The organism is Paraburkholderia sp., assembly GCF_028283785.1.
In the GTDB taxonomy this organism is placed as follows: domain Bacteria; phylum Pseudomonadota; class Gammaproteobacteria; order Burkholderiales; family Burkholderiaceae; genus Paraburkholderia.
In genome coordinates this window covers 92938-106283 of the sequence record NZ_JAPWKB010000017.1, presented here as the reverse complement: position 1 = coordinate 106283, position 13346 = coordinate 92938, and the positions used below count along the sequence as shown (strand labels likewise).

Below are 13346 nucleotides of genomic sequence, written 5' to 3'. Positions count from 1 at the left end.
GCATCAGACGCTCACCCGCACGCGCCGACTTCGCCGCATGCGGTGCAGAAGTCGCAGCCGTCCTTGCGGATCACCGCGTTCGCGCCGCAGACGCCGCATTTGCGACCGAGCATCGCCCGTAACGGCGCGCCGGTGTGCTGCGCGTCGTCCGCGTCGTCGGTTCCGTCGGCGACGACGCTTGCGACATTGCTGACGTTCGCGGCCACCGGGCCGAACTGCGCACGCGCCGCGCCACCCGCACCGTCCGCGACACCGGCGCCGCCGCGCGGCAGACGCGCGAGCATCCGCGACGGCGCCTGGTTGCCCTCGGCGTCGAGGAAGCCGCGTCGATGCAGAATCTGCTGGATGGCATAGGCGAGCGCGGCGACTTCGGAATCGTGCCAGCGCGGCGAACGATAGCCGTCCATCCGTTGCACGTCGCCGAGCCGCACCTGGCCGCGATCCCACGACACCTTGCGCATATCCTGCAAATTACGCGCGACGAACCCGCCACGCGCGGCCAGCGACAGCGAGCGCATCGTCGCGGTGATCCACTGCTGCGATTCGTCGCGCTGGCCGGTCGGGATAAAGAATTCGATCGGACGCTCGATCGTCACGTCCTCGCCGCCCAGCCGTCCGGTCACCTCGATAAACGACACCGCGACGTACAGCGACTTCTTGCCGGCCTGCGTCAGGTATTCGACCTTCTCGATGATCGCGGGCAACTCGCCGCGCGGCCGATGGTCGATGGCGATACGCAGCGGATCGAGGTCGGTTTCGGTCAGCGTGTCGTCGGGTGTCTGCGCGGGCGTGGTGCTCAGCACCGCGCCCAGCGTTTCGTTCGGGCGGTAGGTCGCGAGTCCCTTCAGGCCGGCCTTCCATGCGTCGAAATAGAGGCTTTCGAACGCGTCGAACGGATAGTCGGCGGGGACGTTGACGGTCTTCGAAATCGACGTGTCGATATACGGCTGAACCGCTGCCATCATCTGAAGATGGTCGTGCGCGGACATTTCCAGCGCGCTGACGAAATAGTCGGGCAGCGCTTTCACGTCGCCGCCGAGTTCGCGATAGACGCGATACGCGTGATCTTCGACGGCGAACGATTCGCGGCTGCCGTCGGCCATCATTTTCATCCGGTTATAGGTCCACGAGAACGCCGGTTCGATGCCGTTCGATGCGTTGTCGGCGAACGCGAGGCTGACCGTGCCGGTCGGCGCGATCGACAGCAAATGGCTGTTACGGATGCCGTCGCGCCGGATCGCGTCCTTGACGTCGTCGGGCAGGCGCGACGCGAACGTGCCGTCTTCGAGATAGCGCGCGGCGTCGAACAGTTCGAACGGGCCGCGTTCGCGCGCGAGTTCGACCGACGCGCGATACGCTTCGTCGCGCATCAGCCGCGCCACGCGCACCGCGAAGTCGCGTCCTTCCGGCGAGTCGTAGCGCAGGCCGAGCATCACCAGCGTGTCGCCGAGACCGGTAAAGCCCACGCCGATGCGCCGTTTCGCGCGCGATTCCGCGAGTTGCTCGGGCAGCGGCCACAGCGTGACGTCGAGCACGTCGTCGAGAAAACGCACTTGCGTACGGGTGCGTTCGGCCAGCGCGTCGAAGTCGAACGACGGCGTGCCGCCTTGCATCTGCGCGAACGGATCGACGACGAAGCGCGTCAGGTTCAGCGGTCCGAGATTGCAGCAGCCGTAAGCGGGTAACGGTTGTTCGCCGCACGGATTGGTGGCGCGGATGGTCTCGACGGCGCGCAGGTTGTTGTCCTCGTTCATCCGCGAAATAAACACCACGCCGGGTTCCGCTATGTCGTACGTGGAGCGCATGATGCGATCCCAGATCTCGCGCGCGGGCTTTTCGCTGTAGACCCACAGGCCGTCTTCGCGACGCTGGATATCGCCGGCCGCGCGCAACGCGGGCGACGGTTCGGCGCGATGCACGAGTTGCCAGGCGTGGTTGCCGTCCACGGCGCGCATAAACGCGTCGGTCACCGCGACCGACACGTTGAAGTTGTTCCAGCGTCCCTTCGTATGCTTGGCTTCGATAAATTCGAGCAGGTCGGGATGCGTGCAATCGAGCACGGCCATTTGCGCGCCGCGCCGCGAACCGGCGCTTTCCACCGTGCGGCACGACGCATCGAATACATCGATATAGCTGCACGGCCCCGAGGCCGACGAACTGGTCGTATGCACGCGGCCGCCTTTCGGGCGGATCGCGGAGAAGTTGTAGCCGACGCCGCCGCCGCGCCGCATGGTTTCGGCCGCCTGCAACAGCGCGACGTAGATGCCGGGCAGACCGTCTTCGTCGAGGCCCTGAATCGCGTCGCCGACCGGTTGCACGAAGCAGTTGATCAGCGTCGCGGCGATGCCGCTGCCCGCCGCGCTCATGATGCGCCCGGCGCCGAGTGCGCCGTGCCGCAGGTTATCGACGAAGCGCGCTTCGACGGTGCTGCGCAGCGCTTCGGGTTCGGCCATCGCGACGCCGCGCGCGACGCGTCGATAGACGTCGTCGGCGGTTTGCTCGTCGCCTTTTGCGTATTTTTCGACCAGCACGTCGAGCGAGAACTGTTGTGGTGCGATGGGCTGCGCGGCGCCGCCGCCCGACGTATTAGCCGACGTCCGGCCTGCTTGCCGGCCGGTCTTGCCTGTCTTTTCAGCGAGTGTGTCTGCCATGATGCAGCCTCGAACGTCGCCGCGTCAGGCGCAGCGTGATTGTTGGAAAGCAGGGTGACGATAGCGCGTCGCGCGATGTCACACACGCGGGATGCCGGCGGCCTGATGTCGCATCGAGCGAGCGCATTTCGTCGCGACGGCGGCGGCCAGATGGATCACCTTATCCCACGTCGACGGTCGAACGCAAACGGGCCGGGACGCACGCGCAAAAGCGACATGGACGGGCCAAAACGGACGGGAGCGGAGGCAAAAAATGCCGGTACGGAGGAGATGAACTGCGGTGGTGCGGCGGTGTGGCGGTGCAGCGGGTGGCGCTGCGCGAATCGGACCGGGCAAGCCGGTCGATCCAGCGCGATGGGTCGGCTCAGCCTTCGCCGGTCAGTGCGCACAGCACTTCGGCGGAAATCATCGCGGACGCGTTCGACGGCGCGGGGCGTTCGGCCGGTTTGAAGACGGCGTCGCCGCGACGGATCTTGCGACGCGATACCGCGCAGGTGCCCGACGTATGCGCCGAGCGACGGCGCCAGCGTTGTTCGCCGTAATGGCAGCGACCGGGTTCGACCCAACGGATCACGAGCGTCGTGTCGGAGCGTTCCAGAATCTCGATGCGGACACCGTTAGCGCAATCAAGGGGAAAAGACTCTGTGGTCTTCATCATCGGCTCCGGAAAATGTGGTGAGCCGAATGTAGTCCTCTGAGCGCCTCTGTGCCATTGTGCCCCCGTTGAAACACTGTTCTCGAAACAGCAACAATTGCCGGTCCGTTGCGTACGGGACCGAAATAGCGGTGTTTTGACGCGTTTTAGAGGGGGTGCGGGTATACCCACGATTTATGCAACGCTGTGTTGTTCAAAGCGCGACATATTTTCGGACTGTTGTAGTGGCTTTGAAAGCCGTGCGGCGGGGGGATTGAAGCGCTTCCTTTAAGATAGGGTCATTCGATGAAAGCGCTGAACAGCAGTGTAGCGATTTCTGTTTTTGGCCGCAGCGAACTCTGCAATCGCCGACCTTGCACCGCCCGGATTCACATCCGGCGCGCAGGTCGACCGGCTCCCCGCACAACGAGGTCACATGATTCCACGCCCGAGCATCGCTCCGACGAAACCCGATACCGCCGGCCGGCGCAAGATCCAGCACGCCGCGTCGGCGGTGCTTTACGCGCTGCTGGTGTTGCTGGCGCTGTGGGTGATCCACGATTTCCTTCCGGCCGTCGCATGGGCGGGCGTGATCGCGATCGCGTTGTGGCCGGTGCTGCGCAAGATCGAATCGCATCGGTGGTTCAACGGGCGGACCACGCTAATCGCCGTGATGATTACGCTGGCGATCGCGTTGCTGGTCGTGTTGCCGGTGGGGATCGGCATCGCGCAGGCGGCGCGCGAGGCGCACGATCTGCTCGACTGGTTCCATCAGGTGCAGGAAAACGGCATTCCGATGCCCGATCTCGTGTCGCGTCTGCCGTATGGCGCGCAGCAGGTCGCAACGTGGTGGCAGGCCAATCTCGCCCAGCCGTTGCGCGAGTCGCCGGCCATGAAGGGCTTGCACGGCAGCGCGGTGATTACCTTCGGACGCCATTTCGGCGCGCGCGCGGCGCATGGCCTGATGGTGTTCGGCTTCATGCTGGTCACGCTGTTCGTGATCTTTCAGGCGGGGCCGCGTCTGTCCGGTTCGTTGCTGAAGGCGGTGCAGCGGGCATTTGGGCGCGACGGCGCGGGTCTGGTGTCGCGGATGGCGTCGGCGGTGCGGGGCACGGTGTCGGGGCTGGTCGTGGTCGGGCTGGGCGAGGGCGCGTTGCTCGGCGTCGCGTACTGGATTGCGGGTGTGCCGCACGTGGCGTTGCTGGGTGTCGTGACCGCGATCGCCGCGATGCTGCCGTTTTGTGCGCCGGTGGTGTTTTGCGCGTCGGCATTGTGGCTGGCGATGGTGGCGGGCAAGGTCGGCTTTGCGATCGCGCTGGCGGTGTTCGGCTTTGTCGTGGTGTTTGTCGCCGAACACTTCGTGCGGCCGGTCCTGATCGGCAACTCCACGCGCCTGCCGTTCCTGCTGGTGCTGTTCGGCATTCTCGGCGGCGCGGAGACGTTCGGGCTGATCGGGCTGTTTATCGGCCCGGCGCTGATGACGGTGCTGATGGTGCTATGGACCGACTACGTGCAGGAGCGCTGAGCGCGCTTCCCCTTGCATCGGCGCGCGGCTAGGGCCGCACGCACGCGGTCGTGTAGCGGAGCGCGCCGGGCAGCAGCGCGCTCCAGACAGTCCAGGTATGGCCGCCGTCGATAATCCGCAGTGCGGCCGCGTTGCCCGCCTGACGCAAACGCGTGTACAGCGCGCCCGATTCCGCCTGGATGGTCAGGTCGTCGTCGCCCGACGCGATAAAGAACGGCAAGCGTAACGGCCGGCTCATATAGCGATTCCACAGCACCGGATAGTTCAGCGCGTGCCACACGTGCGGGTCGAACTCGCGCTCGCCGAACACGCCGACCCGACGTGCCGCCGAATCCGGCGGCGGTTCGTTCGCGTAGATCGCCGGACTCAGCAGCATCGCGCCGCAGAAGCGCTCGGGCTGCTCGAACGCGTAACGCAATGCGCCGAAGCCACCCATCGACACGCCGCCGATCATCCGTCCGCTGCGCTGTGCCGACACCGCGAAATGCGCTTCGACGTCGGGCAGCAGATCGTCGAAAAACGCGGTTTCCATCTTTTCCTTGCGATCCACGTACCAGTCGGTGCCGCCTTGCGGCATCACGATCACGACGGGCGGCATTTCCTTGCGCTCGATCAGCGCATCCGCGGTGGTTTGCAGATGACCTTGCGTGATCCAGTCGTTCGCATTGCCGTTATTGCCGTGCAGCAGATACAGCACGGGGAATTTGTCGCCGTCGGCGCGATAGCCGGGCGGCAGATAGACGATATACGACCACGTGCGCTCCAGCGCTTCCGAGCGGAAACGGCGTCCCACCAACGTGCTCGCATACGGACTGCCGTTGACGATGCCGTTCGGATTGACGGAACCCGGAGAACCGGCCGGACTGGCCGGACCGGACGACGCGGCTGCGCCGTCGCGACCGCCCTGAGCGGGCGGATTGGTCGAGTTGAACGAACTGGCCCACGCCTGATTGCCGTTGAGGCCAGCCCATGCGGACGTCGGGGACGTCGCGGCCGATGCCGCCAGGCCGACGCACAGTGCCAGCCGCGCGGCACGAAACAGACTGCGCATAACGAAAGGAGGAAGCACCGCGAAAGAGAAAGGGCCGAAACCCGCTAGCGTGACATACCGATGCGCACGGTGTAAATGCGTTTCACGCGTTGCACGAGATCGGGCGCCTTCGCGACCGCGAACAGCAGACCCACGGCGATGGCATCCGCGACCAGCCCGTAGGGCACGTTCAGGTAGCCCTCTGTGGCGGTGTAGAGCAGGGAATCGACCACCAGCGAGATCACCGCGCCGCCGATAAAACACAGCAGGCCGCGCTGACCGATCATGCCGATCCACGGCAAGCGGTGCGCGATTTTCTTCGCCCAGCCGAGCCGGATCAGGTTCGCGGTGAGCCATGCGATCGCCAGGAAGTTGAGCGCGCGAAACCATGCGAGATGCTGCTTGAAGCCGGTGTCGAGCGGCGCGTGTTCGATCACGAGCCGGTAATACGCGGCCGCCGCGACGATGCCGAGCGCCAGCACGCTGACCGTCCAGCCGAAGCGCATGGCGCTGATCCGTTGATAAACCGGCTGGCAACGCGCGAGCACGCCGAGCACGAACAGCAATTGCCACGCGAGCGGATTGAAGTCCCACTGGCCGCCTTCTTCAGCGGTCGGCAAATAGCTCGAACTCCATGGCGCGGTCCATTGCGCGCACGCCCACAGCGCGACGCTCACCGCGAGCAGCAGCCACGGTTTCTTGCGCGCGAGCGGCAGCGCGAACGGCGTTAGCATCGCGAAGAACGCGTACATGGGCAGCACCGACGCGAGATACGGTTGACGGCGGAACACGAGGATGTCGCCGAGCGCGGCGAACGGCGACGCGATCAGGTCGTCGAGGTCGGTGACGGCGAGGTTCGGCGCATCGACGCTGAACGCGACCATCACCGCGCTGACCAGCAGCATCAACGCGGCCGTGACGAGGAACGCGCGATAGATTTCGAACGCACGTCGCAGGAAACGGCTGCGCGCGATGGCTTCGGTGCGGCGTTCGGCCAGCGCGACGTAGGCGGTAGCCGTGGCGAAACCGCCGAGGAAAACGAAGACTTCCGCCGCGTCGCACAGCGCGTACGCGTGCAAGGTGATGCGCGACAGAATGCTGCCGCCGATGTGATCGACGACGATGATGAGCAGCACGAGGCCGCGAAAGAAATCGAGTTCAACCAGCCGTGAAGAGGACTTTTGCATTGCGCCAATATCGGTGACCGCGGCTTGGGCTGGACATCGCAGCGTGCGACGTCGTCAGGTGCAAAACGCGGTAGTCGGACACAGCAGCGGGCAGCCGGGCGCGCGGATCGGATCGACGCAGCGCGAGGCGACGGGCTTCGAGCATCAGACTTCAAATCAGGAAACAGGCCGGTGGCGCGCGGGCCGTGGCGGGCGTCGACGACGCGGGACACGACAGGGCGCTGCCGTAGTGGCAGGCGGGATATTAGGGTAATCCCGCACTTCCGGGTAGTCTCAGTTGACTTTTTTCTGTGACAAAAAGTTCCACGGCGTGGGAAAAGCCCGTTCGGGAGGGCGGGTGGGGTGTGGAGGTCTTTATGGGCACGGTAAAGAAGTAGTCGCTCTGAACAAGGGACCCAGCCGCGCTGTCCGGCGATAGCAGTGCGCTCGCATCCTGTAAATGGGATTAGGGCGAGTTTGTGCCGCTTTCGGATTTTGCTGATTTTCGCCGGTTCCTCTGAAATCTACATTTCGCGCCAGGCGGAAACGCACTTCTAGACCTCGCGTGGTTCGATCGGCAATCAACATCACCCCTTAAGACAATGACAATGCATGCAGCGTTAAAGGGCCTCGACTCCGCCGACTTCGACCCGGCCACCTATTGGCCAGAGGACGAAACCTGCTTCTGCCTATGGGTCGAAATGACGATCGGTGTTGCAGGCGGGCAGGGCGGTGATTTGTTTCAGATGAAGATATGCACGCCGGAGTGGATCAGAAAGGAATACGGCACGCTAACCGGCGTCTTTCCATCGGACATGTTGATCGTGTTCGAGTACGACTGGAAAAAAATCGAGCATTTCCTGAGAGAGCGAATCGGCCGCCTTTCGGGCGAAAGCTGGTCCGATCTCGTCGAGCAGATCAGGCGCTTTGCCTCTTGGGAATTTGACCGCTACCCGCAGCCCAAGGATTAGTCGCATCAACATCGCGCGCCCTCGGCGCGCTGTCGCGAATCTGCAAGGGCAATCACCGCGCATGTCCGGGAGACCTCGCTCTCCCAGCCCTCCACACAAAGTCACATCCCCTTTTTCACCTCCCCCGATAATCCGCCTCCTCGTTCACCACGGGCCGACGGCACAGCCTCGTCAGCCGCTGCGCCACGCAGCTTTGCCCGTTTGCAATCAAGGAGAAGTTCATGGGGAGACTCGACCTTTCGCGTCGCAGTTTTCTAAAGACGAGCGTGCTGGCCGGTATCTCGGTGACGATCGCGCCGCTCGGCAGTCGCGCGTTCGCCGCGTTGTTCGAAGAGAAGATCCTGACGCCGGTGCAATGGGACGCGGCGCGCGGCGACGCGCGTTTCCGGATCGACGGAATCGCGAAAGTGACTGGCGCGAAAGTGTTCGCGCGCGATGTCCGCGCGACCGACATGCCGCACTGGCCGCAACATCAGGCGCACGCGCTGATGCTGCGCGCGACGCGCGCCGATAGCCGCTACGAAGGCCTCGATCTGTCGCGTCTCGGCACGGATCTGCAACCCGACCGCATTGTGACCGCCGACGATCTCGCGCGCGATCGTCTCGCGTTTCCCGCGTTCTTCGGCGACGACATGCTGCTGCCGCGCGGCAAGACGCCCGCCTATCTCGGGCACGCGGTGGCGATCCTGATCTATCGCGATTTCGCGCGCTTCCGTTTCGCGAAAGACGCGCTGCAATTCCACGACGACGTGATCCGCTACGGCGCGCACACCGGTCCGCTGGAACGCGACCCGTGGGCGACTTTCCGTTTCGTGCGGATCGGCGGCAAGACGCCGTATGACGACGACACCTTCTCCAGCCTGAAAGACGCGCCGATCTTCCCCAGCATGATGCGCAAACGCGAACCGGTCTGGCCCGACGGTCGCGAGCACGGCAAGCTCGACGAGCAAGGCATGTTTCACGCCACCGCCATCGACGATGCACTCGCGCATCCGCCGTCCGGCTGGCTGGTAATGGCGCGCGACTACAGCACGCAATCGACGGATACGGCCGCGCTCGAACCCGACAATGCCAACTGCTGGTACGACCGCGACGCGCATGCGCTGCATCTGGTCGTGCCCACGCAAGGTCCGGCGGATCTCGCGGAAGCGGTCGCGAGCATGGTCGCGCAGTGCGCGATGCCGGTGAAGCACGTGCTGCTTCACCCGTGCTACACGGTCGGCTACGGCTCGAAAGATCACTTCAACCATCCGCTGTACGGACTCGTCGCCGCGTTGTACGGCGACGGCCTGCCGGTGCGTCTCGCGATCGATCGTTACGAACAGTTCCAGACGTCGCTGAAGCGGCACGCGTTCCGCATGCATTACCGGATGGCCGTGGACCGGCAGACCGGCTTGCTGCAACTCTTCAAGGCGGATTTCGAAGCGAACGGCGGCGGACGCTGCAATTTCTCGCCGTCGGTGGCGATGGTCGGCGCGACCGCCGCGCAGTCGATCTACTACTTCCCGAAAAGCGATCTGGCGACAGTCGCGATCGCGTCGCGTGCCGTCGATGCAGGCTCGGCGCGCGGCTATGGCACGCTGCAAAGCATGGCCGCCACCGAAATGATGATCGACGAGATCGCCGCCGAACTCGCCGTCGATCCGATCGATTTCCGTCTGAAAAACGTGCTGCGCTCCGGCATGAAAAACACGCAGGGCGCGATTCCCGCCGGCGCGGTCCGCGCCGACGACGTGCTCGAAAAAGCCCGGCTGCATCCACTCTGGCGCGAGCGCGTCGCGCGCAAAGCCGCCTATGAAATCGCGCATCCGGGCAAGCGCTACGGCGTCGGCTTTGCGTGTGTGCAGAAAGACTTCGGAACCGGCGCGGAAAGCTCGTTCGCGAAGGTCGAATTCGACGCGAACGGCACGATCGTGTTGCATCACACGGGCGCGGAGATCGGCACCGGCGTGTCGACGTCGCAGGCGCTTGCGGTGGCGAAATGGCTCGGAAATCCGGCGACGGACGTGCGCTTCGGCCTCGTGGACTGGCCGGATCTGCCTGTGGTCACGAGCGGCGATCCGTATCTGATGAGCCAGGCGGAGCAGGACCGGTTGGCTGCGAATCCGCACTGGTCGCCAGCGTTCGCGTCGCCGTCGAGTGCGACCAATTCAGCGTTCTATTTCACGCACAGCACGCGTGAGGCGGCGCGCGTCGTGTTCACGCACGGCATCTGGCCGGCCGCGATGGCGATCTGGTCGCACGGAACCGGCGGCGGCCAGGCCGCGCCACTGGTGGTGCGTATCGACGACGCGCGGTGGGTCGATGGCGCGCTGTCGGCGGCGGGGATGGAGCCGCTGACGTTCGCGCGGCTCGCGGCGAAGGCGCACGCGCTTGGCCTCGTCACCGGCGCGACCGTCCACGTGTTCAACCGCTGGCAATGGAGCGAAGCCGAGTTCGAGATCGATGGACGCATCGAGCGGCTGCCGATCGACGGCCTGTCGCTGCGCCACGGCCAGCGCGCGCCCGCCCACGCCCGAAATCCGCCGCGCCCAGCCGCTTCGACGCGTCCGGTGCCGCCGGACGCGTATCGCGTGCTGGATCGCAAGAAGGTGTTTATCGCGCCGGTTCAGCGTAACAACGCGTCGGTCACGTATTACAGCGCGGTCGGAACGCTGGTCGAACTGACGGTCGACGAAGCGAGCGGCGAAGTCGAATTGCTGACGCATCACTCGATCGTCGAGTGCGGCAACCAGTTGTCGCCGCAACTGGTGTCCGGCCAGTTGCAAGGCGGCCTTGCGATGGGAATCGGCCACGCGTTGTACGAAGCGTTGCCGCTGTACGAAGACGGTCCCGGCAACGGCACCTGGAATTTCAACCGCTACCGCTTGCCGCGCGCATCGGATGTCGCAGTGTGGCGCCAGACCGGCGACGTGTTGCCGCCGCTCACCGACACCGATCCGCCCAAAGGCATGGCCGAGGTCGTGATGATTCCGGTGGTGGGCGCGATCGTGAACGGCATCGCCGCCGCGACCGGCCACCGGTTTCGCGATCTGCCCGTCACGCCCGACGTGATTCGCGAGGCGCTTGCATGACCGGCCTCACGCAGCACACCGCGCGGCGCTTGGAAGCCGCGCTGACCGCACATCCTGAATCCACGACGACCCTGGCGTCCATGACCTCTTTATCCAACCGCACGATTTCTACGACACCCACGACGCCCACGCCTTCCGCCGACGCCGGCGCGGCCACGACCGCCCGGCCCGATGCCGGCATCCGGCCGTTGCGTTCGTTCCAGCTCAAGCCGCTTTCGATGACGGTGAACGGTCGCAAAATCGGTCCGGTCGAGGTGCCCGCGGGTTTGCCGATGATCGATTTCCTGCACGAATACCTCGACCTGACCGGCTCGCGGCTCGGTTGTGGACAAGGTATCTGTCATGCGTGCGTGGTGATCCTCGATCACGCGGACGGCACCAGCGACGAGATCCGCACCTGCATCACCGGCGCGCATTTCTTCGACGGCAAACGCGTGCGCACGATCGAGGCGCACGCGACGCGCAACGCGGCCGGCGAAGTCGTCGAGATGTCGCCGATCCAGCAGAAATTCCTCGCGCATTTCAGTTTTCAGTGCGGCTATTGCACGCCCGGTTTCGTGAATGCCGCGACCGTGCTGATCGAGCGTCTGAAGCGCGAGCCGGTCGCGTCGGCCGAGATCGAATCGACCATTCTCGATGCGCTGAACGATCACATTTGCCGCTGTACGGGATACGTGCGCTATTACGAGGCGGTCAAGGACGTGATCCTGACGACGCCCGGTCTGGTGAGGGACGCCGCATGAGCGCCGTCCCGACATTCCGGCGCGGCGGGATCGCCGGAACGTGGATGATCGCGGCGGCGTTGGCGGCGGCATTGGCGCTGTCCGCGTGCGATCGATCGCGCGACGGCAACGCGGCGCACACCGATCCGGTCGCGTCCGCTTCGGCCACACCCGCCGCCGAACAGGTCGCACGCGGTCTCTATCTCGCGCAAGCCGCCGATTGCGCTGCCTGTCACACGGCGCCCGGCGGCGCACCGTTCGCGGGCGGCGTCAGGCTGGAGTCGCCGTTCGGCACGTTCTACGGCACCAATATCACGCCCGATCCGCAGCACGGCATCGGCGGCTGGTCGGCGGATACGTTCTATCGCGCGTTGCACGACGGCGTCGCGCCGCGCGGTCAGCTGTATCCGGCGATGCCGTACCCGTCGTACCGCGCGATCACGCGTGACGACAGCGATGCCATTTACGCGTATCTGACCACGCTCAAACCCGCCGCGGTGCCGAACCGCGAACCCGAACTGGCGTTCCCGTTCAATATGCGATTCGCGGTGCGGTACTGGAACATGCTTTTCGTCCGCGATACGCTGCCCGATGCGTCGCGCGGTGAATCGGCCGACTGGCGACGCGGCCGCTATCTGGCCACTGCGCTCGGTCATTGCGGCGAATGCCATACGCCACGTGGACGCTTCGGCAATCCGGATCGCAGCCGGCCGTTGCAGGGTGACTCGCCCGGACGGATCGCCGCGCCCGATATCACGCCGCAAGCGCTGGCCGCGCGCGGCTGGACGGGCGCCGATCTGCGCAGTTTCTTCAGCGACGGCATCGCGCCGCAAGGCTCGGCGTTCAGCGAGATGCATCCGGTCGTGCGGCTCAGCACGTCGCATCTGAATCCAGACGATGTGCGCGCGCTGTCTGTGTATCTGCTGGGCGACGACGCGCCCGCGCCGGTGGTGTTGCCGGCGCCCACCACATTGCCGGCCGCGGCAGGCACGACGTCCGCCGATACGGCGCAACTCGATGCCGGTCGTGATCTGTATCGGGCGGTGTGCGCGGCGTGTCACGGTGCGAGCGGCGAGGGCAAGCCGCACGTCGCGGTGCCGTTGCGCGGCAATGCGACCGTGCGTCAGGCGAATCCGCATAACCTGATCGTGACGACGCTCGACGGAATCGGCGCGCTGGAATTTCCGCACGGAGAACGGATGCAGGCGATGCCCGGTTTCGCCCGATTGCTCAGCGACGCCGACGTCGCGCAACTGACTAACTGGCTGCGCACGACGTGGGGCGGCCAGCCGGGCGATGTCACCGCGCAAGCCGTGGCGAAGTTCAGATTGCCCGGCGAGGGCGCGCGCTAAACGCGTTCGAGCGACCAGCCGCACGCCTCGCTTCACCGAAAAGCCGACCGCAGGTCGGCTTTTTTATTGCCGATGCACCCGTTGTCATGCGCCGAGGCGTGGTGCGCGAACGGTGCGCGTGACCCGCGAGATCGTCGGCGACTGTTTAAAACGCATGCGACGACGTTCGCCCTCAAGTTTCCGTCCCCATTTGCCGTAAACACGGTGTGATCCCTGTGCGC

At 65.2% G+C, this 13346-nt stretch carries 9 protein-coding genes; 5 read left to right on the top strand and 4 right to left on the bottom strand.

From position 1 onward, the window contains the following. Window positions 1–11: 11 nt before the first annotated feature. Window positions 12–2651 carry an adenosylcobalamin-dependent ribonucleoside-diphosphate reductase gene (locus PW947_RS19230; protein ID WP_299633946.1) on the bottom strand — a complete coding sequence of 880 codons (2640 nt, stop codon included), beginning with the start codon at window positions 2649–2651 and terminating at the stop codon, window positions 12–14. Window positions 2652–3015: 364 nt separating this feature from the next. Further along, window positions 3016–3306, bottom strand: a complete 291-nt coding sequence (locus PW947_RS19225) for a DUF3331 domain-containing protein (RefSeq protein WP_299634075.1) — start codon at window positions 3304–3306, stop codon at window positions 3016–3018. Window positions 3307–3721: 415 nt separating this feature from the next. On the opposite strand from PW947_RS19225, the gene PW947_RS19220 reads away from it, so the two are divergent. Then, window positions 3722–4810: an AI-2E family transporter gene (locus tag PW947_RS19220; RefSeq protein WP_299633945.1), complete on the top strand. Its 1089-nt coding sequence runs from the start codon at window positions 3722–3724 to the stop codon at window positions 4808–4810. Window positions 4811–4838: 28 nt separating this feature from the next. Here PW947_RS19220 and PW947_RS19215 read toward each other — a convergent pair whose 3' ends face one another. Both PW947_RS19215 and PW947_RS19210 read right to left on the bottom strand, forming a co-directional pair. Continuing rightward, window positions 4839–5861, bottom strand: a complete 1023-nt coding sequence (locus PW947_RS19215) for an alpha/beta hydrolase-fold protein (protein ID WP_366146135.1) — start codon at window positions 5859–5861, stop codon at window positions 4839–4841. Between the two features lie 44 nt (window positions 5862–5905). Continuing rightward, window positions 5906–7027 carry an OpgC domain-containing protein gene (locus tag PW947_RS19210; RefSeq protein WP_299633944.1) on the bottom strand — a complete coding sequence of 374 codons (1122 nt, stop codon included), beginning with the start codon at window positions 7025–7027 and terminating at the stop codon, window positions 5906–5908. A 587-nt stretch (window positions 7028–7614) separates the two neighbouring features. On the opposite strand from PW947_RS19210, the gene PW947_RS19205 reads away from it, so the two are divergent. From PW947_RS19205 to PW947_RS19190, 4 genes are all read left to right on the top strand, one after another. After that, complete coding sequence (locus PW947_RS19205; RefSeq protein WP_299633943.1) at window positions 7615–7977, top strand: Imm8 family immunity protein; 363 nt, start codon at window positions 7615–7617, stop codon at window positions 7975–7977. Window positions 7978–8198: 221 nt separating this feature from the next. Continuing rightward, window positions 8199–11051, top strand: a complete 2853-nt coding sequence (locus PW947_RS19200; protein WP_299633942.1) for a molybdopterin cofactor-binding domain-containing protein — start codon at window positions 8199–8201, stop codon at window positions 11049–11051. 218 nt (window positions 11052–11269) lie between these two features. Continuing rightward, window positions 11270–11794 carry a (2Fe-2S)-binding protein gene (locus tag PW947_RS19195; protein ID WP_299634072.1) on the top strand — a complete coding sequence of 175 codons (525 nt, stop codon included), beginning with the start codon at window positions 11270–11272 and terminating at the stop codon, window positions 11792–11794. Beyond that, a complete protein-coding gene (locus tag PW947_RS19190) occupies window positions 11791–13125 on the top strand; it encodes a c-type cytochrome (protein WP_299633941.1) in 1335 nt (444 codons plus the stop codon). Before PW947_RS19195 ends, PW947_RS19190 begins: the two co-directional genes overlap by 4 nt. Window positions 13126–13346 lie beyond the last annotated feature (221 nt).

What these genes read in the sequence shown, in the direction of transcription:
- PW947_RS19230 (WP_299633946.1), bottom strand. Translation starts at nt 2,651, where the DNA reads ATGGCAGACACACTCGCTGAAAAGACAGGCAAGACCGGCCGGCAAGCA.
- PW947_RS19225 (WP_299634075.1), bottom strand. Translation starts at nt 3,306, where the DNA reads ATGAAGACCACAGAGTCTTTTCCCCTTGATTGCGCTAACGGTGTCCGC.
- PW947_RS19220 (WP_299633945.1), top strand. Translation starts at nt 3,722, where the DNA reads ATGATTCCACGCCCGAGCATCGCTCCGACGAAACCCGATACCGCCGGC.
- PW947_RS19215 (WP_366146135.1), bottom strand. Translation starts at nt 5,861, where the DNA reads ATGCGCAGTCTGTTTCGTGCCGCGCGGCTGGCACTGTGCGTCGGCCTG.
- PW947_RS19210 (WP_299633944.1), bottom strand. Translation starts at nt 7,027, where the DNA reads ATGCAAAAGTCCTCTTCACGGCTGGTTGAACTCGATTTCTTTCGCGGC.
- PW947_RS19205 (WP_299633943.1), top strand. Translation starts at nt 7,615, where the DNA reads ATGCATGCAGCGTTAAAGGGCCTCGACTCCGCCGACTTCGACCCGGCC.
- PW947_RS19200 (WP_299633942.1), top strand. Translation starts at nt 8,199, where the DNA reads ATGGGGAGACTCGACCTTTCGCGTCGCAGTTTTCTAAAGACGAGCGTG.
- PW947_RS19195 (WP_299634072.1), top strand. Translation starts at nt 11,270, where the DNA reads ATGACGGTGAACGGTCGCAAAATCGGTCCGGTCGAGGTGCCCGCGGGT.
- PW947_RS19190 (WP_299633941.1), top strand. Translation starts at nt 11,791, where the DNA reads ATGAGCGCCGTCCCGACATTCCGGCGCGGCGGGATCGCCGGAACGTGG.